Genomic DNA, 22325 nt, shown 5'->3' with positions numbered 1-22325 from the left:
TAAGAAATTGCACGTGAACAAGTGGCAGCTTTCTGCGATATTTACTTACTATGTTGCATTTACAAAGCACCCTTGCTAGACATCACCCCATGCACCCGCGGGTCCATAGCCACTGCCTCCGCCAACGCCCTAGCAAAGCCCTTGAAAATAGCTTCGATAATATGATGGGTGTTCTTGCCATAAAGCACGCGGATATGCAAAGTGAGCCCTGCCGCCATAGCTACCGCACGGAAAAACTCCTCCGTCATCTCCGCATCGTAGATGCCTAGTTGCACCTTGGGGATATCGGCAGCAAAAACAAGATAGGGACGACCACTAAAATCTAAACACACCTGCACCAAAGCTTCATCCATGGGCAAAAAGCAGTTGCCATAACGATGAATACCTGCCTTATCACCAATAGCTTCCTTCAGCGCCTGCCCCAGCACAATACCACAATCCTCCACCGTATGGTGGCTGTCCACATCAAGATCCCCTGTAGCCTGTACTGTCAAATCGCTAAAGCTGTGCTTGGCAAGCAGAGTCAGCATGTGGTCAAAAAAGCCAATGCCCGTACTGATGTCGCAAAGACCGCTGCCATCCAAGCACCAGTCCACACTGACACCTGTTTCTAAGGTTTTGCGTTCTACGCTGCCCTTTCTCATAATTTACCTCCTGTAGCCACAACTAATTCGGTAAGCTTGCTTAAAATCTGTTTATTTTCTTCCGGAGTACCTACAGTAATGCGTAAAGCACCTGTCAGCACCGGATGGCTGGTAAAGTCACGCACCAAAATGCTGTTTTCCAAATAATACTTGAAAATCAGCTTGCCGCTGGCTGCCTGTTTGGGCAAATCATCACCGTACTTAGCAGCATAGGCCGCAGTCAACTGCTCCATCAGTGCGCCCTCTGCCCGCAGCATAACAAAGTTGGTAGCAGTAGGCCAAACGCGGAAGCCCAAATTTGCCATATAGGCTGCCATTTTATCCCGCTCTTCACGAATCGTCTTCACCTGCTGCTTGTAGAGCAGTTTATTTTCATACAATGTTTTAGCAACCATCAAAGTAAAAGCGTTCACAGAATAAGGCAGGATGGCTTTACCCAACTGGCGTACCAAGCCCAAAGCGCCTACAGCGTAGCCGCAGCGCATACCTGCCAATCCATAAGCCTTAGAGAAGGTGCGGAATACCATAAAGTTGCTATACTTGCCTAACAGGCTCAAAGTAGAGCCTGCCACCAGCCACAGCTTGTTCAAAGGACGCATATCATTAGGAGGCACGTCCTTGCCATCGGCAAATTCCATATACGCCTCGTCCATGATTACAGGGCAGTCCACATTAGCAATAATTTTTTCCATCACCACCAAAGGATTATAATTGCCAGTGGGATTATTGGGATTGCAGACAATCAGCAAAGCAGGCTGCTGCTCCTTGCAGAAAGCAATAACGCTGTCCGCATCTACGTAGCCATCCTCCGTCAGAGGATAGCGCACAGCCTCGCTGTCGCTTAAATCTGCATATTCACCATACATGGAGAAAGACGGCCAAGGCACGGCAATCTTCTTCCCGGGCCCGCCAAAAACATAGCAGGCTTTTTCCAAAAGTTCGCTGGAACCATTGCCAATCTTGACGCAATCCATATCTACTTCCAGCTCGTCAGCAATTACTTGAGCCAGATTTTCGCTTTTCATCGGCGGATAACGGTTAAAAGGAAAGCGGGCAGTGCGGGCAGCAATGCTCTTGGCAATTTCCTCAGGCATGGGATAATTGCTTTCGTTAGCATTGACAATAATGTCCGCTGCCACCGTTTCTACGGAATATTCCTCCATCCGTTCAATACTTTTACGTACACTAAAATCAGCCATCTTAATACTCCTTGCCCACACGTTGGCGGATAGCGTTGGCATGAGCAGTCAAGCCTTCAGCCTCAGCCAAAGTGATAATATCGTCAGCAGCTGCATAAAGAGCAGGAGCTGTGTAGGAAATAATGCTGGTCTTCTTCATAAAGGTTTCTACATTCAGCACGGAATAGAACTTAGCAGTACCGCCGGTGGGCAGGACGTGATTGGGACCTGCGTAGTAGTCGCCCAAAGGTTCAGGACTGTATTGTCCCAGGAAGATGGCGCCTGCATTGCGGATGTAGGGCAGAACCTCAAAGGGAGCCTTAGTCATAATCTCCATGTGCTCGGGAGCACTCAGATTTGCCATTTCAATAACCGTGTCCATATCTTTAGCCAGGATAATCTTGCCTGCTTGCGCCAGGCTGGTACCTGCTATTTCCTTACGGGGCAGCTTGTCCAGCTGTACTTCGATTTCCTCTGCCACAGCCTTAGCCACGCGTTCGCTGTCCGTTACTAGGATAGCGCAGGCCAAAGGATCGTGTTCTGCTTGGCTCAGCAAATCGGCAGCCAAATATTCCGGTTTGGCGCTATCATCGGCAATGACTAAAATTTCACTGGGACCTGCCAGCATATCAATATCCACATGACCGATAACTGCTTTTTTAGCAAGGGTTACGAAGATATTGCCAGGACCGGTGATTTTTTCTACCTTGGGCACCGTTGCTGTGCCGAAAGCTAAAGCAGCAATAGCTTGAGCACCGCCCATTTTGTAGATTTCCGTTACGCCGATCAGTTTGGCAGTTACTAAAACATTGGCGTTGACTTTGCCATCCTTTCCGGGAGGCACAGCCATAACAATGCGAGGCACGCCGGCAACCTTGGCAGGGCAGGCGTTCATCATGACGGAAGAAGGATAAGCAGCAGTACCGCCTGGAACATAGATGCCTACGGAATCGACAGGCGTAACCTTTTGTCCTAGCATGGAGCCAAAGGGACGATTGGTGAGCCATGTTTTGGGCATTTGCTCCTCATGGAACTTCATAACATTGGCGATAGCACGCTCCAAAGCAGCCTTTACTTCCGGCTTCACAATAGCTTCTGCCTCAGCAAATTCTTCCTCGGTAACACGGATGTTGTCGGCATTCAGCTCTACTCTATCAATCAACTTAGTGTAATAAAACAGCTTAGCATCGCCTTCTGCACGCACGTCTGCCACAATCTGCTCTACTACTTGGGCCGCAGTCATGTGGCGGCCGAACATAGCATCCGTACCTGCTTGGATACGTGGGGAAAGTTCCACTTCATCAAACGTTTTCTTTTGCATTAAAGCGGCAATCTCTACCGCGTTCATCTCTCTTGCGTCAGTAACCTGCATTTTTATTTTGCCTCCTCATTTAAAACAACACGTAAATCTTCCACCAATTTGCGCAAACGGGCAAACTTCAGCTTGAAGCTAGCTCTGTTGGCAATCAAGCGGGCCGTAGCGGTAAAGATGGAATCCACCTCCGCCAATTTATTTTCTTTCAGGGTTCGCCCTGTTTCTACAATATCTACAATCATTTCGCTGAGTCCCACAATAGGCCCCAGTTCGATGGAACCATTCAGTTTGACTATTTCTGTCTGAATGCCCAATTTGTTGAAGTACGCTTTAGCGCAGTTTGGGTATTTCGTTGCTACCCGCAGGTGGGCGTAATCAGTCAGTTTTTCCCGGCGCTTAGCCTCCGGCACCGCCATCATCAGACGGCAACGGCCAAAGCCAAGGTCCAGCAGTTCTACAACATCTTTTTCCTGCTCCAACAGCACATCTTTACCAATAATGCCGATGTCTGCAGCACCGTATTCTACATAGGTAGGTACATCCACCGTCTTGGCGATGATAAAACGCACCTTGGTTTCCTCGTTGCTGATGACCAGCTTGCGGGAATCCTCCGTAACGTTTTCCGCACTGTAGCCAACCTTTTCCAACAGACGTACAGATTTATTAAAAAGCTTGCCCTTAGGCAGGGCAATGGTAATATATTCGTCCATTTCCTTCACCCTTCCTTTAGGATACGTATACCAAGCTGTTGCAGCAGTATTCCTTCACCGCAGCTGCAGCCTGTGCCAAATCCATAGCTTCCGTACACAGCTTCACGCTGCGTCCTTCCTTACGTAAAGCACTTGCCTTGCCGATAGCTTCGGGCAGTTTGCCCTCGCTCCACGCCACTAGCACATCCCAGCTGCGCACCCCTGGAGCCGCACCGCTGCGCTCCAACGCCAGCACAACGCGATCCACGCCCAAAGCAAAACCTGTAGCAGGACAATCAAGGCCGAAACCCTGCATCATCTTGTCATAACGTCCGCCACCGGCAACAGGATAGCCCATTTCCGGCAGATACACTTCAAAGAGCATCCCCGTATAATAATCAAGGGAACGATATAAGCCCAAGTCAAAGTTCAAATAGGCTGCGGCGCCATAGGCTTCCAGCAGAGCGTAAATGTTGCGCAAATCTGCTAAAGCTTCCTTGCACTGCGGATTAGTAACAATAGCATCCACTTTGTCCAAAAGCTCCACACCGCCTTGCAGGAACAGGAAATCAGCAAAAAGCTGCTTTACTTCCGGGCGGATATTCTCCATAGCGTCCGCCATCTGCTGCATAGCAACTGCATCATGGTTGCGCAGGCAGTTTTTTAACTGTACCTTTTGCTCGGCGCTGAAACCTGCTTCCTCTGCCAAGCCATTGATAAAACCTACGTGGCCTAGGCTGATGGCGAATTTCTGCACTCCTGCTGCCTGCAGCGCTTCTGCAGCCAGCACGATAATCTCCGCATCTGCAGCTGCACCGCTGGCGCCCAACATTTCTACACCAGCCTGCTCAAATTCGCATTGGCGGCCCGCCTGAATCTCTTCATAGCGGTACAGGTTGGACAAATAGCATAAGCGCTTAATCTTTTCACCGCCCTGCAGACGTGTAGCCGTCAAACGGGCAATAGGCGCCGTCATATCATTGCGCAACACCAGCAGCTTGTTACTGCGGTCGAAGAAACGGAAATCGCCTTCACTACCGGTGTTGCCAAAAGTTTCCACGTATTCAAAATCGGGAGTCTTTACTTCATCGTAGCCCCATTTATCAAAAACACTGATGATAGCATCTTCGATACGGCGACGAGTCTTCATTTCACCCGGCAGAATATCCTTAGTGCCGTACGGCACCTGATACACTTTATTCAGCATTTTGCTCCTTCTCTCCTTTTAACACATCCATAACGGAATTGTATCCGTCCGCGCCATAAACCAAGCAACGTTTAACACGGGAAATAGTGGCAGTGCTGGCACCTGTTTTTTCCACAATGGTTTCGTAGATGCAGCCTTCATCCAACATCCGCGCTACTTCCAAACGCTGCGCCATAGCTTTCAGTTCGCTTACAGTGCAAATATCTTCAAAAAATTTATAACATTGTTCCTGATCCTTCAAGCTCAGGATAACTTTGAATAATTGATCGGTCAAATGGTCATGAATATTAGCAGCCATAGTATTCCTCCTGTAACATTCCGTAAATATCAACGTGTTTTTCAAACAACTTGTATCATTACTTTAATACTTTATCTTGTGAAAGTCAAGAGAATTTCTGCAAAAATTTTACTCAAAAACGCTTTACAATATCCTACTGTTGTAGTATACTTTGTTGCAAGCTTACTAGCATATTACCATAGTTACACAAAGAGCAGCAACATTGCTTTATGAGTGGTCAATAGCGTAAATATCTCGATATTTTTATTGACATTCGTACAAAATAGCGATATGATAAGTGTTAACTTCACAGAAATTTCATCAAGAGTAGCCGAGGGACTGGCCCGATGAAGCTACGGCAACCACACTGCGGTGAACGGTGCCAATTCCAACGGATTATTCCGGCAGATGAAGATTACAAAAGCGCAATTTGTATCCTTCGCCGTGCCGGCGAAGGATTTTTTTGTGTAACCAACGAGAAAGGACTAACGAGATGATAGAACTTGTTAATGTAGAAAAAACCTACTATAGTAAAGCCGGTGACATCCATGCTCTCCATCAAACTAACCTGAGCATCAAAGCCGGCGAAATCTTCGGCATTATCGGTCTGTCCGGTGCAGGCAAATCCACTTTGGTACGCTGCATCAACATGCTGGAGAAACCCACTAAAGGCCAAGTATTTGTGGACGGTGCCGAACTGACAGCCATGAGCGATTCCCAACTGCGCAAGGCACGTCAAAGCATCGGTATGATTTTCCAACACTTCAACCTGCTCACCAGTCGCACTGTTTACGACAACATTGCCTTCCCCTTGGAAATCCAAGGCATGAGCAAAGAAGAAATCCGCAAACGCGTACAACCTTTGCTGGAACTGGTACAGCTGGAAGAGCGCGCAGGCTACTACCCCAGCCAGCTTTCCGGCGGTCAAAAGCAACGTGTAGGCATTGCCCGCGCTTTGGCAAGCAATCCGAAAGTTCTGCTCTGCGACGAAGCAACTTCCGCGCTGGATCCCCAAACTACCAAATCTATTTTGGAGCTGTTGAAGGATATTAATAAGAAGTTAAACCTAACCATCGTCCTCATTACTCACCAAATGGAGGTTGTTAAAGCCATTTGCGACCGTGTTGCTGTTATTGAAAGCGGTAACATTATCGAGGAAGGCCCCATGGTCGATGTCTTCACCAATCCCCAACACCCCACCACCAAAGAATTTACTAAGAGCGTAATCAACGCCGAAATCCCTGATATGATTAAGAACATGAAGCTTACCGATACCTATAAGGAAGGCAGCAAGCTGATTGTCCGCATCTCCTTCATCGGCGATTCTGCCGGCGAACCTATTGTTTCCGGCATGGTTAAGCGTTTCGCTGTAGATGTCAGCATCCTGTACGGCAACATCGACCAACTGAAGGATGTTCCCTTTGGTACCTTGATTATCGAAGTTGCAGGCGACAGGGACGGCGTAAAGCACGCACTGGAATACCTGCATCAACAGAATCTGAAATTGGAGGTGCTTGGTTATGAATCCTGATATGCTTAATCTTTTATTAAAGTCTTTCTGGGAAACCTGCTACATGGTTTTTGCTTCTACCGCACTTTCCACGCTTATCGGTATTCCCCTTGGCGTTATCCTTACTGTAACCCGTAAAGACCACATCCTGCCTAACCCCACCATCAATAGTGTGTTGGGCGCTATTGTTAACGCCACCCGTTCCACTCCGTTCATTATCTTGATGGTAGCAATCATCCCCTTAACCCGTATGATTGTTGGTTCCTCCATCGGCACCACCGCTGCCATCGTTCCTTTGACTATTTCCGCAGCACCATTTATTGCCCGCATTATTGAATCCTCCCTGCTGGAAATCAACCCGGGCATCATCGAAGCTGCACAAGCAATGGGCGCCAGCCCCATGCAGATTATCACTAAAGTGCTTCTGCCTGAATCCTTGCACTCCATTGTATTGGGTGTAACCCTTGCTATCATCAGCTTGATTGGCTACTCCGCAATGGCAGGCACCTTGGGCGGCGGCGGCTTGGGCGACTTGGCAATCCGCTACGGCTACCAACGTTTCCAAATGGACGTTATGCTGGCCACCGTTGTTGTCCTGATTGTTATGGTACAAGCAATGCAATCCTTGGGTGACTACGCATCCAAAAAGCTTAATAAAAATAAGCTGTAAAAATCTTTGGCAATTTCCAAGGCTCCGCTTTGGGTTTGCATATATCTAAAAAACAATTCATCTGTGGAGGTATGTAAGATGAGCAAATTAGTTAAAATCCTGGTTACCGTTGCCCTGTGCGCTCTGACCATCATTGCAGCAGGTTGCGGTGGCGACAAAAAAGATGCTAAAAAAGCTGACCCCAATGCACCTGTAAAAATCGGTGTAACCGCAGGCCCCCATGCTGAAATCATGGACAATGTCAAAAAATTGGCTGAAAAAGAAGGCTTGAAGGTTGAAGTTGTAGAGTTCTCTGACTTCGTATCCCCCAACGTAGCTTTGAGCCAAAACGAACTCTTTGCTAACAGCATGCAGCACGCTCCTTATTTGGCAGCAACTTTGAAAAAAGAGCCTAAATTCGAATTGGTAGAAGTTTTCAAAACTGTAAACTTCCCCATGGCTATTTACTCTACTAAATATAAAAAAGTAGAAGATATTCCTGCAGGCGCAACCATTGGTATTCCTAACGATCCTTCCAACGGTGCTCGTGCTCTCTTGGTTCTGGCTGACAAAGGCTTTATCGAACTGAAAGATAAAAACTCCGTTACCGCTACCGTTGCTGATATTACCAAAAACCCCAAAAACTATAAAATCCAAGAGCTGGATGCAGCTTCCATTCCTAAAGCTATGCCGGACCTGGACATCGCTGTAATCAACGCTAACTACGCACTGGTTGCTAAGCTGAACCCCTCCAAGGATTCCCTGCTGATTGAACGTCCGGACAACCCGTTCCTGAACATTTTCGTTACTACCAAAGCTAACGCAGCAGATCCCCGCATTGCAACTTTGAAGAAGGTTTACCAATCCGCTGAAAACAAAAAATTCATCGAAGACCACTTCAAAGGCACCATTACCGCAGGCTTCTAATTGCATAATAATAAACCCCGTAGCGCAGGCTGCGGGGTTTTTGTGTTGAAAGAGGACCTAGGTCACCATTCCACACCCACCTTTTTAAGCTTTACAAATAAAATTTTCGTCCTGCCATAGCCCTAAAACTGTAAAAAACGCCACAAATTTGACGGTTTCGCTCCTTCTATGTTAAAATATTACAGTATTAAGGAGGACGAGCATGTTTGTAACCAAAGGCAAAATCCATTTGCACTGCCTGTTGGCGGTTATACTGATTTGTATGGCCCCCTTCTTAACAGGCTTTGATATAACCCGTCATATTACCGTCGAGGTAGATGGCAAAACCCAACAACTACGCACTAACAGCGATAAGCCCCAGGATATTCTCAAGGAGGCAGGCGTTACCCTCCAGCCCGGTGACGGCTGGCGCTTGCAAGGCCCCAACAGAAGCATTCAGGATGGCAGCGTCATCCAAGTAGTCCGTGGCATCCCCTTTACCGTTGTCCGTGGTGAAGCCACTGTGGAATACAAAAGTGCTAAAGCAACTGTTGGCGAAGCTTTAAAAGATGTGGGCATCTCCTACAGCAAAAATCGTGTTTATCCCGATGTTAAGGACAGCCTGCAAAAAGGCATGACCATCTACGTTTTAGAAAAAGGCGAAGAATTGGATTTTAGCGAAGCTGCCGTAGAAATCCCTGTACAGTATAAAGAGGACCATAGCATTAACTTTGGTACGGAAACAATCGCCACTCATGGCAAAGAAGGCAAAGCCAAAGTCATTTCCAAGCGCATCAAAAACAAAGATGGCAGTCATTCCACTAAGGAATTAGTAAGAGAGGTAATCGTAGAGCCTGAAGCGAAAATCATCCGCAAAGGCATGGCTATGAGCGTCCTTACCCCCGAAGGCTACAAGCGCTATACTAAAAAGCTGACTTGCGAAGCAACTGCCTACGTTTCCACAGGCAACCGCACTTCCATCGGCATTTGGCCCTATGAAGGTATTGTTGCAGTGGATCCCCGCATGATTCCTTACTATACTAAAATGTACATTCCCGGTTACGGCATCGCCATGGCAGGAGATACCGGTGGCGACATGGTGCATCACCGTATAGATTTATTTTTTAGTGATTATCGTCGCGCCATCCACTTCGGACGCCGCAATGTCGATGTTTACATTCTTGCAGAATGAGGTAGAAAGATGTTAAAAGAAGTTTTGGTAGTGGAAGGCAAAATGGATACTGTTGCCATCCGCAAAGCCTTAGAAGCCGATACCATTGAAACAGGTGGCTTTACCCTTGCCCCCTATACCCTGCGCCAAATCGAAGCAGCTTATAAAAAACGTGGTATCATCATCCTGACCGACCCAGATGGTGCAGGCGAACGCATCCGCCGCTTTTTAACAGAACGCTTTCCGGAGGCAGGTCAAGCCTTCATCCCCAAAATCAAAGCTACGGCTCACAATGATGTAGGCGTGGAGCAGGCGCAACCGGAGGCTATTTTGGCAGCACTAGCGAAAGTACGCCACCATGAATACCGTCCCCAAGCAGAATTCAACCACATGGATCTGTTTAATAATAATTTGAACGGCAGCCCCCAAGCCGCAGCCCGTCGCGACGCTTTAGGTGCAGAGCTGGGCATTGGCTACGGCAACGCCAAACGCTTTTTAGAAAGATTGAACCATTACGGAGTCAGCAGGGAAGAATTCCAAGCTGCATTAGCTAAAATAGGAGAATAAACGTGGATAAACCAATTATCGCATCCCCCCAAGTGACTAACCATATTCTGCACCGTTTCAAACTTCGTGCAGATAAAAAGCTTGGTCAAAACTTTTTGATTGATGAAAACATCGTCCGTTCCATTGTCGAAGCCGCCGAACTCAGTGAAGCAGATACTGTTTTAGAAGTCGGCCCCGGCATCGGCACCCTCACCCAAGGCTTGGCAGAAAGCGGTGCCAACGTAGTAGCAGTAGAGCTGGACAAGCGCCTGCTGCCTGTTTTGGACACTACTTTGGCAGGCTATGACAATGTCCGCATCGTCAGCGGCGATATTCTGCAAGTTGATATTATGGAAACTGTCGGCGTTAAAGAATTCAAAGTCTGCGCCAACCTGCCCTACTATATCACCACGCCTATTATCTTCGCCCTGCTGGAGAAACGCTTACCCATGGAGCGCTTGGTTGCCATGGTGCAGAAGGAAGTTGCTGAACGTATGGCAGCACAGCCAGGTGGCAAAGACTACGGCGCTCTTTCCGTAGCGATTCAATATTACACGGAACCAGAAATCGCCTTCATCGTGCCGCCCACTTCCTTTATCCCTGCGCCTGCAGTTGATTCCGCAGTTATTGTCTGCAAACGCCGCAGCAAGCCTCCTGTAGAAGTGTGCGACGAAGCATTGTTCTTCCGCGTAGTCAAAGCAGCCTTCTCCTTGCGCCGCAAAATGCTCAGCAACTCTCTCAAAAACATGGGCATCAAGGGCGAACAAGTTACCCGTTGGCTGGAGCTAGCAGGTGTGGACGGCAAACGCCGCGCAGAAACCCTCAGCCTAGAAGACTTCGCCAAACTCACCAACAGCTTTAGAGAAGCAGTACAATAAAGAACAACGGCTCGAACCAATGGTTCGAGCCGTATTTTTTATCGCCGTATGTATTATTCCCTTAAAATTTTTCGCAGGCTTCGTTAATGGCAGCTTCGTCCACACGCATAGCAGCCATAGTTCTGTCCAGCAGGTCATCCAGTTCCCAGCCCAAATCTTCCGCACCGCTTTTAATAACATCACGGTTGCAGCCTGCTGCGAACTTTTTATCTTTGAATTTCTTCTTCAAAGATTTCAGTTCCATATCCTGTACGCTTTTAGAAGGACGCATCAAAGCAGCAGCGCCGATCAGACCGGAAAGCTCATCCACAGCGAACAACACCTTTTCCATCTGATGCTCAGGCTTAAACTGACTGCCGCTCAATCCCCAGCCGTGGCTGGCGGTGGCACGGATAATGCTTTCATCCACGCCATGCTCGCGCATCAGCTCTTGAGATTTTACACAGTGTTCTTCAGGGTATTGTTCAAAATCAAGGTCATGCAAAAGACCTACGATGCCCCAATACTCTACTTCGTCACCATAGCCCAATTCTTTGGCAAAGTAACGCATAATCCCTTCCACGGTCAGAGCATGACGCAGATGGAAAGGCTCCTTATTATAAGTGGTTAATAGTTTCCATGCTTCTTCTCTAGTTAACATTGATATCCTCCTTAATTTTCCGGTTACAACCGGTATCATCCCTTAGCCTAGGCTTGCTTCTGCTCCGCTTCCTGCAGCATATCTGCCAAAGTAGTGTTATCAACTACTCCATCCACTGCCTCTTGAATCCTTCTGTACAGGCCAATGGTCAAACAGCTTTCAATCTTATCACAGGTAGTTGCGCAGTCTAAACAGGAAACAGGCGCCAAACTACCTTCCACCGTCCGCAGGATTTCGCCTACGCTGTAGGCAGCAGGGTCCTTCGTCAAACGATAGCCACCTTGGGCGCCACGGGCACTTTGTACTAATCCCGCCTTGCTTAAACGGTGGATAATCTGCTCTAAATATTTATCGGAAATTTCTTGCCTTTGGGCAACTGCCTTCAGCGGAATGTACCCTTGGGAATAGTGCATCGCCAAATCCAGCATCAAGCGCAAGGCGTAGCGTCCTTTGGTAGAAATTTTCATGACCTTCACAACCTTTCTTACGTATTTTATTTTAATACTAAAATAGTGGGAATACAACCCTTTAATATCGCAAAAAATCAACTGCCCCTTGAGATTCCTTTAGGCTCTATGGAAATAATTTTTCTAAAGCAGTGCCATTCCGATGAATTTGTGTTAAAATAATTCTATATGATGTAAATTTGGAGGATGCACAATGGATAAAAAAGAATTAGATAAAACTTTTAATGAGTACTTTGATAAGTTCAAAGCAGATAAAGAACTGGGCAAAGCCATGAGCTTAATTACATTCCAACAACTGTTCAACCCTACGTTCCTGCAAGCCAACAGCAAATTCACTTCCATGGACGATATCCTGTGGCGTAGCGGCTTCGGCATTATGAACCTGTTGGAAGTAGAAAACGTTAATCAAGACAAGTGGAACGAATACATCGCTAAGAACACCGATTGCGAAACTTGGCATGACTTCGGCAAGCTTGCTATGATCGACTGGATGAAAAACAAGCTGGAAGAAGTAAAAAAAGAGAAAAATTAATTTTCTAAGTACCGAAGCATACGTTTCGGTACTTTTTATTTGCAACGTACGCGTTCATATATTTCTTTTTAATACGAACAAAAATTTAAATTTCTATTGACAAATTTCGTCATCCGTATTATTATATATACAAACAAAAATTCACAGGATGGTGAGATTTATGAAAGCTATTTTGTTCGCATTAGCATTTGCCAGCATGATATACAGTGGTTTCAGCAGTGCGTTTGCCGTTGAGCCTATTTATCGCGACTGCACTGTAACCGTTGCTGCCGGCGATACCCTGTGGGATATTGCAGGCCGCTACAACAATAACGGCGAAGATGTACGCTTAGTAATAGATCGCATCGCCCGTGCGAATTCCTTAAAAAGCAAACACCTCCAGCCCGGCCAAGTACTCAAAGTTCCTGTAGCTATTCAAGACGATGGTTTAATGCTTGCCAAAAAATAATCACAAACACTGCTACGATTATTTCACAAAGAACTAACAAGGCTTTTTAGTGCTCTTGTCGAACTATAAAAGTAATTGATGATGTGTTCATAAGGAGGCAAGAGTTATGCAAAGTAAAAAATGGATCGCCGCAGCTTTAGCTGCAGGCTTTGTTTTAGGTAATGGCATGGCACCTGCTCAAGCAGGTATTCTAGATAAAGTTATTAAAGGCGGTGTCATCGGTTACGCTGTTGACGCTACTGCAGGGCCTCTTAACGATGGTATCAATGCCGTCACTGCGAAATATAAAGTTAGCTCCACAGATGCCACCAAGGTCGTACCTATTATTTCCGTAGGCGACGGCAGTCGTGCCGGCGCAGCCCAAGTAAGTGGCCCCCAAAGCAAAGTTGACCAAGTAAAGGCTGCTTTAATCATTGAACAAACCATTATCGGTGTTCGTGCAAAGATTTTGATTCCTGTAGATAATGTGGACTACAAAAATGTCAACCGTGTCCAAGGCGTTGGTGTCAGCGCTTCTCTGGACGTTAAAATATAGTGCTTGCAAGCAAAATACCCGGCTTAAGCCGGGTATTTTGCTATCTGAGGCATATTTATTGCTTACGTCTTTTTCATATTCAAGATGACGATGGCTAAGAAAATCAAACCCATGCCGATAACCTTGCTAAAGGTCAAAGGCTCTACAAAAACAAGCACGCCGACCCCTGCAGCCACAAAAGGCTCAATAGTCGCCAGGATGGAGGCACGCCCAGGTTCTACCTTTTCCAAACCTTTAGTATACAACAAATAAGGCACTACAGCGCACACCAGCCCCAAGCCTAAAGCCCCTACGATAGTCATAGTGTTGATTCTGCTTATCTCTGCAGCCGTAAAACCTGCCAAAGGCACTGCCGCTAAAGCGGCAAAATAAAAGGTGTAGGCGGTAATAGTTAGAGAAGAATACCTTTGTACTGCGTACTTGCCAAAAATGCTGTACAGGGCATAGCCAAAGCCACTGCCTAAGCCATAGACAAGACCGCTGACAGTTAACGTCAGCCCGCTGCTGAAAGCACCGGTAACGCAAGCACAACCGATGAAGGTACAAACTAACGCCAAGCCTTTGTAACGGTCGAAGCTTTCACCAAAAAGCACCAAGGACATCAGCATCACAAAAATTGGCGCTGTATAAAGCAATAAAGCAGCAACAGCTAAACTGCTGCTTTGGATGCAGTTGAAGTAGCAGTAGTTGAAGAAAGTCAAGCTAAGGATGCCCGTGCCGACAAACGACCAGCAATCCTGCCAACGGATACGCAAATTTTCCAAACCTTTATAGCACAGCACCAAGGTAATACACACTGCGGAAGCAACTGCACGTAAAGCTACAATCTGCATAGAGTCAAAGCCCTGCCCTGCAATCAGTTTCACAAAAAGGCCTATCAAGCCCCACAAGGCAGCAGCAACGATAATATATAAGGTATGCTGACTAAACATCTGCGTTCTCCCCATGGTCCTGTGCTGTAGCGCTAGTGCCTGCAGCAGCTTGCGCCGGTTTCTGCTTCTGCCCCCAAAAGGCACGGAATTTGCCTACCAACTCTTTGCCCGGCTTAGCAGGCCACAGTTCGCTGGTATCGCCGCAACGCATGGCTGCAGCCAAATGGTCGTACACTTCCGGATAGCGTGCATCCAGCTCCACTAAATGCTCCTTAATGTCCTGACGCATGGTGTGCCCATCGTAAGGACATGGGTTTTTCAAAGGTTTGAGCTGCAGCTTCTCCACCAGTTGGCGGATCTCGCTTTCCCGATAGTAGAGCAAGGGACGCAGCACAGTAATCCCCGTCCGTGACAAAGGCGTTACCGGAAGGAAGGTACGCAGCTGACCGCTGGTCATCAAATTCATAAAGAAAGTTTCCACCGCATCATCATTATGGTGCGCCAAGGCTACCTTGTTGAAGCCTAACTCCTTCGCACGGCGATTGGTAGCAGCACGACGAAAATAAGCGCAGGTAAAGCAAGGACTGCCGCATTTAGCCCCATGGGCTGCCATTACATCCACATCATCACTATAATGCTTTAGACCATAGTGGGAACAGAATGCTTCCAGCTCCGCTTTGGGAAAATTAGGCGCGAACATGCCGTTAACCGTGTAGCACGCCAAATCAAAATGGAAGGGAGCGTGCTTTTGGATTTCCGCCAGCATAGCGGTCAAAAGCATACTATCCTTGCCGCCGCTGAGGCCGATGAGGACACGGTCCCCAGGCTGTAGCATATCAAATTCAATAATCGCCCGCCACAACTTGCTCAAATCTGCAGCAGGAACAAAAGGTATATTTTTAGACATGTTAAGTCATCCTTTTTATAGTATTATTCTTTAGTTATATTTACATATCTCAAGTCTTACCAAAGTTCTACTTCACCTAATAAGAAATCTATCAGATTACAATGGAAAAATCCATTATCATCATAAAAATTATGAGGAATATCCATACGAATTACAACTTTCTTAAAGAAGTCCTTAGTAATAGCTAGAGAGCGTAATTCAGAATTCTCTTTTTGCTCCGTGTTCATTTGATAAGCAGATTGGATATATACTCTACGGTCTCCATTATTGACAACAAAATCTATTTCACGGGAAATTTTCTCATTATTTTTTCTCTCTGTAATCTGCCCTACGTCCACAGAATAACCACGTACAATAAGTTCATTATAAATAATATTTTCCATAATGTGTCCCGGATCATATTGACGATAATGCAAACGCGCATTACGTAAACCTATATCAGTATAATAATACTTATTAGGGTAGTTAAAATAAGTTTTCCCTTTGATATCATAACGCTTAGCAAGGCTGAGTAAAAAAGCATCCATAACATGATCAAGATACTTAGAAACTAACGTACTATTTACATTCTCTCTTCTCAAACTAGTAAGCGCGTTAGCTATATTCGTTGGGTTAGTCAATGAACCTATTTGCGAAGCTGTAAAATCTAAAATAGCATTAAGTATGTCAGGTCGTTCTAATTTATTACGCTCAATAATATCTTTAACATATAGTTCTTCATAAAGATTTTTAAGATAATTTTTCTTATCGGTAACATCATGTATATCAACAATCCTAGGCATACCACCATAAAGCATATACTGATCTAAAGCATCACGTTTATCTCCACCGACAGCACTATAAAACTCTGCAAAAGAAAGTGGTTGAACGTGGATTTGCGTAGCTCTTCCTCTAAATTCCGTAGCTATATCTTTAGATAACATTTTGGAATTGCTGCCAGTTACATAAACATCAAGATTTTTATAAGCTTTAAGCTCGTTTAGCATATCATAAATACTAACTTCAACATCGCCATTTTTCTTGTCTATAACTTTTTTGGTGAATTGTACTTCATCTATGAGCAAATAAAACTTCTGATTTTTGTTTTTTTCTACAAATTCTTCAATGTAATCACAAAGAACGATAGGATCTCTGAATTTGTAGTACCTTCTTTGATCGAGGGCTATTTTAATGATATTTTCATCGGCAATATTCTTTTGTAATAAATATTTATAAAACAGCTCAAAAAGCAATACTGATTTTCCACAACGGCGTATACCGGTAATTACTTTGATCTCACCATTCCACATATTACTGATAATACGCCGAAGATATAAGTCACGCTTTATCATTTTTACACCTCTTGCTTTGTACATTTCCGTCCTAAGTTTAAGCTCAAATATAAAATATACTCTTTCCGCCGAAGAAGTCTACCTTAAACTTTGTACACTTCCGTCCTAAGTTTAATATAATTATATCATTCGCAAGGCATCACCGCAACAATTTCACCTTAAACTTTGTACATCTCCGTCCTAAGTTCAAGGTATAAACAGGGCATTTCAACACCATGCTTGTAACGTTTTTCGCAAAATATAAAGCGAGTTTGTAACGTTTTTCTGAAAAATTATTGCTCACAGTTCAACTCACCTTAAACTTTATACACTTCCGTCCTAAGTTTAAGGCGCGGAAAATCTATAAAATCCGCCCTCGTCCTACAGCCACAAACTTTCACAAGTCCACTAAAGCACAAACGCCCCCTTTCGTGGTATAATAATGTAGATATACTATAAGCAAAACAGGAGCACAATTATGACCGATACACTTCAAGGATTAAATAAACAACAAGCGGAGGCCGTACAACACATTAACGGTCCTATGCTGATTTTGGCAGGGGCAGGCAGTGGCAAGACCAAAGTCCTCACCTGCAGAGTAGCCTATCTGCTCAACCAAGGCGTTGCCCCCTACCGCATTTTAGCCATCACTTTTACCAACAAAGCTGCCGCAGAAATGCGCGAGCGTGTAGATAGAATGGCGGGCGCCGCAGCTAAAGACGTGTGGCTGTTCACCTTCCACGCTTTCTGCGCTAGGGTACTGCGCCGTGATATTGACAAGCTCAACGCAGGCTATGGCAACAACTTTGCGATTTACGATACTACCGACACTAAAAATTTAATCAAGCAAATTCTCAAAGAAATGAATCTTGACGAAAAGCGTTTCCAACCTGCAGGCGTTTTAGGTCGCATCAGCAACGCCAAGAACCAACTGCAGGATGTAGCAGAGTTTGCCCGCCAAGCAGGGGACTTCTTCGACCAGCAGGTTGTTAAGATTTATCAGGCTTATCAAGAAAAACTGCAAGCCAACAACGCGCTGGACTTTGACGACCTGCTGCTCTTAACCTTGCGCCTGCTACAGGAAAACGCAGAAGTTAGAGAAAAATACCAAAGCAAATTCGACTACCTAATGGTAGACGAATACCAGGATACCAACCACGCCCAATATCTGTTGACCAAGCTATTGGCAGGCAAGCATCGCAATATCTGCGTTGTAGGTGATGCGGACCAGAGCATTTACGGTTGGCGTGGTGCCGACATTCGCAACATCCTCGATTTTGAAAGCGATTACCCTGACGCCAAATTAGTAAAACTGGAACAAAACTACCGCAGCACCCAAGTAATTTTGGACGCAGCCAACGCTGTAATCGAGCATAACACCGGCCGCAAGCCCAAGAACCTATGGACGGATAACGGCACCGGTACGGAAATCACCTACTACCAAGCAGTAGATGAAAGGGACGAAGCACGTTTCGTCATTGAAAGAATGCAGGAGCTGCAGCGTACGGAAAACGCTAAGCTGGGCGACATGGCTGTCCTGTACCGCACCAATACCCAATCCCGTGTATTTGAAGAAATGCTCATTAAGAGCGGTATTGTCTACACCATGGTCGGCGGCACCAAGTTCTACGAACGCAAAGAAATTAAAGATATCATCGCCTATCTGCGTCTGATCTATAATCCCCATGACAGCCTGAGCCTGCTGCGCATTATCAACGTCCCCCGCCGCGGTATCGGCGACGCTACCTTGGCTAAACTGCAAGCCTATGCAGCAGAAACAGGTCAAAGCCTCTTTGAAGTTATCTCCAACGCAGCTGCCGTACCCGGTCTCAGCAGCCGTTTTGTAGGCAAGCTGGACGAACTGGCAGGTTTGATTATCGAATACATGGCAGAAGCAGAGGAAGCTTCTGTAAAAGATTTGATTATGGATGTTATGGAGCGCACCGGTTACAGGGAGGAACTAGAGCTGAGCCGCAGCACCCAGGACCAAAGCCGTTTGGAAAACTTGCAGGAATTGCTCAGTGTTGCGGAAGACTTTGCCAACAAAGCTGCCCGCAACAACGATGAGCCTACTTTAGAAAACTTCCTTGCCGATGTAGCCCTTGTTTCCGATATCGACGATGCAGAAATGGGCGACGAAGCTGTAACCTTGATGACGCTCCACTCCGCTAAAGGTTTGGAGTTCCCCACCGTCTTCCTCGTAGGCATGGAAGAAGGTATCTTCCCCCACGCCCGCACCCTTTTAGATGAAGAAGAAATTGAGGAAGAACGCCGTATCTGCTACGTTGGCATTACCAGAGCAGAAAAGCATCTTTATCTGAGCAACGCCCGTATGCGTATGATTTACGGTCACACTATTTCCTATCCCCCATCCCGCTTTCTGCAGGAAGTACCGAGAAATTTGATCCATGTTTATAAACGCCCTGTACGCCAAAAAGCTTTAGTACAGGAAGCACCTGCCCGCCAAACAACACGTCCTCGCACTGCCAACTGGTTCCTGCAACCCCAGACCAGCTTTATGCCCAAGGAAAGCAGCGCCACTGCCACCTTCAAGGCAGGCGATAAAGTCAACCACAAGAAATGGGGCGTAGGCACCATTGTTTCCGTGAAAGACAGTGAAGACGGTCAAGAGGTAAAAGTTGCTTTTGCCGGCGGCGGTATCCGCAGCCTGCTGACCAAATACGCAGTGCTGCAGAAATTATAAGAGGTTCATTATGGCAGAAATAGATTTATTTGCGGACGAAAAAACACAAGCCCTGGCAGAAGCAGCGGACTTGCGCCAAGAAATCCGCCATCACGAATATTTATATTATGTATTGGATGCTCCGGAGATTACAGATAGCGAGTATGACCGCCTCATGGTCCGCTTGCGCGAAATTGAAGCAGCCTATCCGGACAGCGTTCCTGCGGACTCCCCCACCCAAAGAGTGGGCGGCCGCGCCGACTCCCAATTTACGGAAGTGCGTCATTTAGAGCCTCTCTTGAGTCTTTCCAACGCCTTTAGTGCGGAAGAACTGCGCGCTTTCGACGAACGCGTGAAAAGCGGTCTGCCTGCCGATGCGAAAGTAGAATACGTTATGGAGCCTAAGATTGACGGTCTGGCGTGCAGCCTGATTTACGAGAACGGCAAACTGGTCCGCGCTGCTACCCGTGGCGACGGCATCGTAGGCGAAAACGTTACCGCTAATGTACGCACCATCCGTACGATTCCTTTGGTGCTGAAAGTACCGGAGGGCGAAACTGTTCCGGAACTTTTGGATGTGCGCGGCGAGGTCTATATGCCACGCCAAGCCTTTATGCGGCTCAACGAAGAACGTGCCGAGCGTGGCGAAAGCGAATTCGCCAACCCTCGCAATGCTGCTGCAGGCAGCTTGCGCCAGCTGGACCCCCAAGTCACCGCCAGCCGTTCTCTCAGCTTCTTTGCCTACTACCTTGTGGGCGAAGGTGCCAAAGCCAACCACAGCGACAGCTTAGCAACTTTAGCGAAGTATGGCTTTAAAGTCAGCGAAAACTATCAAGTGGTGCCCAATATTGACGACGCACTGCAATATATAGAAGACTTCAACCAAAAACGCGCCTCCCTCGCCTACGATACTGATGGTGCTGTTATCAAAGTCAATAATGTACATCTGCAGCAGCTTTTGGGCGCTACGGGTAAAGACCCCCGTTGGGCTATTGCCTATAAATATCCCCCGGAGCAAGCAGAAACCACTTTAGAAGATATCGACTGGCGCGTAGGCCGTACAGGCGTGCTCACCCCTACGGCAGTACTGACTCCTGTAAAGCTTAGTGGCAGCGTCATCAGCCGTGCCACCTTGCACAACGAAGATTTTATTAAAGCGAAAGATATCCGCATCGGCGACCGCGTTATTATCAACAAAGCAGGGGAAATCATCCCCGAAGTGCTCCGTGTAGCCGTGGATAAGCGCACAGGCGCGGAAAAACCTGTTGTGATTCCCGATAAATGCCCCGAATGTGGTTGGAGCGTGGAGCGCAAGGGCGCCGAAGCAGCCATCCGCTGCACCAACCCCCACTGTCCCGCTTTAGGCCGCGAAGGCTTAATCCACTTTGTCAGCCGTGATGCAATGAACATCGATGGTTGCGGTCCTTCCGTTATCAACGCTCTTATGGATGCAGGCTTGGTGCGCGATGCAGCGGACCTTTATAATCTGCAAAAAGAAGATGTACTAAAATTAGACCGTATGGGCGAAAAGTCTGCTGACAAGCTTTTGGCAGCTTTGGAAGCCAGCAAAGCCAACGAATTGGACAAGTTGCTCTTTGCTTTAGGCATCCGTCACGTGGGCGCTAAGGTTGCTAGGACTTTGGCTACAGAGTTTGGCAGCATGGAGCGTCTCTTGGAAGCACAGCCGGAACAATTGGCAGCTATTCGCGATATTGGCGACAAAATTGCAGAAAGCGTAGTTACCTGGCTCAGCGTCCCCACTAATAGGGATTTGCTGGAACGCCTTGCCGCAGCAGGCTTGACCATGACCTTTACTGCTCCCGCCAGCCAGGAGGACAATCCCTTCTTTGGCAAGACCATTGTCTTTACCGGCACCTTGCCCACCCTTGGCAGAGCAGAAGCTAAAACCATGGCCCAGGATGCAGGCGCCAAAGTTAGCGGTAGCGTCAGCAAAAAGACCGATTACGTTGTTGCCGGCGAGGAAGCAGGCAGCAAGCTTGATAAAGCCAACGCCCTTGGCGTCAAGGTTATTGATGAAGCAGAATTTCTGCAAATGCTTAAAGGAGATGATGCAGAATGAAAAAAGCATTAAATATGGCTTTAGGATTGCTCCTGTGCGGTGTAACCTGCACTGGTTTGGCAGCAGAACCCACCATGTCCGAAGCTATTCCTATTAATCAGCAAAATACTAGCGAAGCAACTACTTCCACCATGGATATTGTGGATGCCCGCAATGGCGAAGCAAGGCCTGTGGCGGAAACCGTGGTCAGCAATAAGCCCACTAAGGCCACTGCCCCTAAAGCTACACCCAAAGTAACGGTAGAGCCTGCCAAGAATAATGGTAAAGAAGTAAGTTCCATCGATGCCTTGGATATGGGCGTTGCCGATACAGGCGAAACCCATTTTACGAAAACCGATAAAAAAGTTACCGAATGTACTTTGCCCTACACCGTTGCCGTGCTTCCCTACGTTGACACTTCCGGCTTGGAAGGACGCAGCAGAGAAATGGCAATCGGTGCTATTAAAGACGCTTTGAAAAAGAAATACCCCGGCAAGAACACCAGCGTTACGAAAATCGCCAGCAATAATGCGGTACAAGCGGCGTTATTAGCTAATCCCATGGAAAATGCAGAAACGCCCACACTGAGCGAATTAGTTGCCATTGGCGAGGACTGCGGCGCTGACCGCGTAATTTTTGTCAGCATCCTGCCTGCAAGGGAAAAGGAAACAGGCTTTATGGTTATTGCAGGCAGCCAAACCTACAGCGCTACAGTAATGATGAAGTTGAAATGTGTCGATGTTAATGAAGAAAAATATCTCTTTAACCAAAATGTAGAAGGCATTGGCTCCTCCACCTCCATCAACTTTTGGAAGATTGGCGAGCCCAGCCGCGCTAAAGCCGTAAAACGCGGTGTTAATGAATGTATGGAATTTTTCCTGACCAGTTTTGAATAAAAAGGA

Annotated in this window: 23 protein-coding genes and 1 riboswitch; of the genes, 12 read left to right on the top strand and 11 right to left on the bottom strand. The window is 46.8% G+C overall.

The annotated features are described in order from the left end of the window. Nucleotides 1-59: 59 nt before the first annotated feature. The 6 genes from hisB to ACJMM4_RS07000 are packed head-to-tail and all read right to left on the bottom strand — an operon-like array spanning nt 60 to nt 5331. Nucleotides 60-647 carry an imidazoleglycerol-phosphate dehydratase HisB gene (gene hisB / locus ACJMM4_RS07025; protein ID WP_405383803.1) on the bottom strand — a complete coding sequence of 196 codons (588 nt, stop codon included), beginning with the start codon at nt 645-647 and terminating at the stop codon, nt 60-62. Beyond that, nucleotides 641-1843 carry a pyridoxal phosphate-dependent aminotransferase gene (locus tag ACJMM4_RS07020; RefSeq protein ID WP_405383747.1) on the bottom strand — a complete coding sequence of 401 codons (1203 nt, stop codon included), beginning with the start codon at nt 1841-1843 and terminating at the stop codon, nt 641-643. Before ACJMM4_RS07020 ends, hisB begins: the two co-directional genes overlap by 7 nt. A gap of 1 nt (nt 1844) precedes the next feature. Beyond that, complete coding sequence (gene hisD / locus ACJMM4_RS07015) at nt 1845-3194, bottom strand: histidinol dehydrogenase (protein WP_405378249.1); 1350 nt, start codon at nt 3192-3194, stop codon at nt 1845-1847. Nucleotides 3195-3196: 2 nt separating this feature from the next. Continuing rightward, complete coding sequence (gene hisG / locus ACJMM4_RS07010; protein ID WP_405378251.1) at nt 3197-3847, bottom strand: ATP phosphoribosyltransferase; 651 nt, start codon at nt 3845-3847, stop codon at nt 3197-3199. Nucleotides 3848-3863: 16 nt separating this feature from the next. Further along, a complete protein-coding gene (gene hisZ / locus ACJMM4_RS07005; RefSeq protein WP_405378253.1) occupies nt 3864-5033 on the bottom strand; it encodes an ATP phosphoribosyltransferase regulatory subunit in 1170 nt (389 codons plus the stop codon). Continuing rightward, nucleotides 5023-5331, bottom strand: coding sequence for a YerC/YecD family TrpR-related protein (locus tag ACJMM4_RS07000; RefSeq protein WP_405378255.1), 309 nt, complete (start codon nt 5329-5331; stop codon nt 5023-5025). Before ACJMM4_RS07000 ends, hisZ begins: the two co-directional genes overlap by 11 nt. 294 nt (nt 5332-5625) lie before the next feature. Then, nucleotides 5626-5725, top strand: a riboswitch (SAM riboswitch). A gap of 78 nt (nt 5726-5803) precedes the next feature. On the opposite strand from ACJMM4_RS07000, the gene ACJMM4_RS06995 reads away from it, so the two are divergent. From ACJMM4_RS06995 to rsmA, 6 genes are all read left to right on the top strand, one after another. Next, complete coding sequence (locus tag ACJMM4_RS06995; protein WP_405378257.1) at nt 5804-6841, top strand: methionine ABC transporter ATP-binding protein; 1038 nt, start codon at nt 5804-5806, stop codon at nt 6839-6841. Further along, nucleotides 6831-7490, top strand: a complete 660-nt coding sequence (locus ACJMM4_RS06990; protein ID WP_405378259.1) for a methionine ABC transporter permease — start codon at nt 6831-6833, stop codon at nt 7488-7490. The genes ACJMM4_RS06995 and ACJMM4_RS06990 overlap by 11 nt, the downstream gene beginning before the upstream one ends. A 78-nt stretch (nt 7491-7568) precedes the next feature. Continuing rightward, nucleotides 7569-8396, top strand: a complete 828-nt coding sequence (locus ACJMM4_RS06985) for a MetQ/NlpA family ABC transporter substrate-binding protein (protein ID WP_405378261.1) — start codon at nt 7569-7571, stop codon at nt 8394-8396. Between the two features lie 202 nt (nt 8397-8598). Further along, complete coding sequence (locus ACJMM4_RS06980) at nt 8599-9567, top strand: 3D domain-containing protein (RefSeq protein ID WP_405378263.1); 969 nt, start codon at nt 8599-8601, stop codon at nt 9565-9567. A 9-nt stretch (nt 9568-9576) separates the two neighbouring features. Continuing rightward, nucleotides 9577-10113: a ribonuclease M5 gene (rnmV, locus tag ACJMM4_RS06975; protein ID WP_405383745.1), complete on the top strand. Its 537-nt coding sequence runs from the start codon at nt 9577-9579 to the stop codon at nt 10111-10113. A 2-nt stretch (nt 10114-10115) separates the two neighbouring features. Next, nucleotides 10116-10970, top strand: coding sequence for a 16S rRNA (adenine(1518)-N(6)/adenine(1519)-N(6))-dimethyltransferase RsmA (rsmA, locus tag ACJMM4_RS06970; RefSeq protein WP_405381029.1), 855 nt, complete (start codon nt 10116-10118; stop codon nt 10968-10970). Nucleotides 10971-11031: 61 nt separating this feature from the next. Here rsmA and ACJMM4_RS06965 read toward each other — a convergent pair whose 3' ends face one another. Together ACJMM4_RS06965 and ACJMM4_RS06960 are read right to left on the bottom strand one after the other, a co-directional pair. Beyond that, on the bottom strand, nt 11032-11610 hold the full coding sequence (locus tag ACJMM4_RS06965; protein ID WP_405381031.1) for a hydrolase: 579 nt from the start codon (nt 11608-11610) through the stop codon (nt 11032-11034). A gap of 47 nt (nt 11611-11657) precedes the next feature. Continuing rightward, a complete protein-coding gene (locus ACJMM4_RS06960; RefSeq protein WP_405381033.1) occupies nt 11658-12077 on the bottom strand; it encodes an RrF2 family transcriptional regulator in 420 nt (139 codons plus the stop codon). A 193-nt stretch (nt 12078-12270) separates the two neighbouring features. Between ACJMM4_RS06960 and ACJMM4_RS06955 the strand changes: the two genes are divergently transcribed. The 3 genes from ACJMM4_RS06955 (at nt 12271) to ACJMM4_RS06945 (ending at nt 13592) form a co-directional block, all read left to right on the top strand. After that, a complete protein-coding gene (locus ACJMM4_RS06955; protein ID WP_405381035.1) occupies nt 12271-12609 on the top strand; it encodes a hypothetical protein in 339 nt (112 codons plus the stop codon). 160 nt (nt 12610-12769) lie between these two features. Beyond that, nucleotides 12770-13057: a LysM peptidoglycan-binding domain-containing protein gene (locus ACJMM4_RS06950; RefSeq protein WP_405381037.1), complete on the top strand. Its 288-nt coding sequence runs from the start codon at nt 12770-12772 to the stop codon at nt 13055-13057. A gap of 106 nt (nt 13058-13163) precedes the next feature. Then, a complete protein-coding gene (locus ACJMM4_RS06945) occupies nt 13164-13592 on the top strand; it encodes a hypothetical protein (RefSeq protein ID WP_405381039.1) in 429 nt (142 codons plus the stop codon). 62 nt (nt 13593-13654) lie between these two features. On the opposite strand, the gene ACJMM4_RS06940 is transcribed toward ACJMM4_RS06945, so the two are convergent. The 3 genes from ACJMM4_RS06940 to ACJMM4_RS06930 are packed head-to-tail and all read right to left on the bottom strand — an operon-like array spanning nt 13655 to nt 16702. Continuing rightward, a complete protein-coding gene (locus ACJMM4_RS06940) occupies nt 13655-14524 on the bottom strand; it encodes a DMT family transporter (RefSeq protein ID WP_405381041.1) in 870 nt (289 codons plus the stop codon). Beyond that, complete coding sequence (locus ACJMM4_RS06935; protein ID WP_405381043.1) at nt 14517-15371, bottom strand: ATP-binding protein; 855 nt, start codon at nt 15369-15371, stop codon at nt 14517-14519. Before ACJMM4_RS06935 ends, ACJMM4_RS06940 begins: the two co-directional genes overlap by 8 nt. A gap of 56 nt (nt 15372-15427) precedes the next feature. Continuing rightward, the gene (locus tag ACJMM4_RS06930; RefSeq protein WP_405381045.1) at nt 15428-16702 is read right to left on the bottom strand and encodes an ATP-binding protein; all 1275 of its coding nucleotides are present in this window, start codon (nt 16700-16702) and stop codon (nt 15428-15430) included. A 457-nt stretch (nt 16703-17159) separates the two neighbouring features. Between ACJMM4_RS06930 and pcrA the strand changes: the two genes are divergently transcribed. From pcrA to ACJMM4_RS06915, 3 genes are read left to right on the top strand one after another with little or no spacing between them, the layout of a single operon-like run. Next, a complete protein-coding gene (gene pcrA, locus ACJMM4_RS06925; RefSeq protein WP_405381047.1) occupies nt 17160-19385 on the top strand; it encodes a DNA helicase PcrA in 2226 nt (741 codons plus the stop codon). Nucleotides 19386-19395: 10 nt separating this feature from the next. After that, on the top strand, nt 19396-21444 hold the full coding sequence (gene ligA / locus ACJMM4_RS06920; protein WP_405383743.1) for an NAD-dependent DNA ligase LigA: 2049 nt from the start codon (nt 19396-19398) through the stop codon (nt 21442-21444). Next, nucleotides 21441-22319, top strand: coding sequence for a hypothetical protein (locus ACJMM4_RS06915; protein WP_405383741.1), 879 nt, complete (start codon nt 21441-21443; stop codon nt 22317-22319). The genes ligA and ACJMM4_RS06915 overlap by 4 nt, the downstream gene beginning before the upstream one ends. Nucleotides 22320-22325 lie beyond the last annotated feature (6 nt).

Origin of the sequence: Phascolarctobacterium sp. (assembly GCF_045124115.1) — a bacterium.
Taxonomy (GTDB): domain Bacteria; phylum Bacillota; class Negativicutes; order Acidaminococcales; family Acidaminococcaceae; genus Phascolarctobacterium_A.
This window is presented reverse-complemented; position numbering and strand designations above follow the sequence as displayed.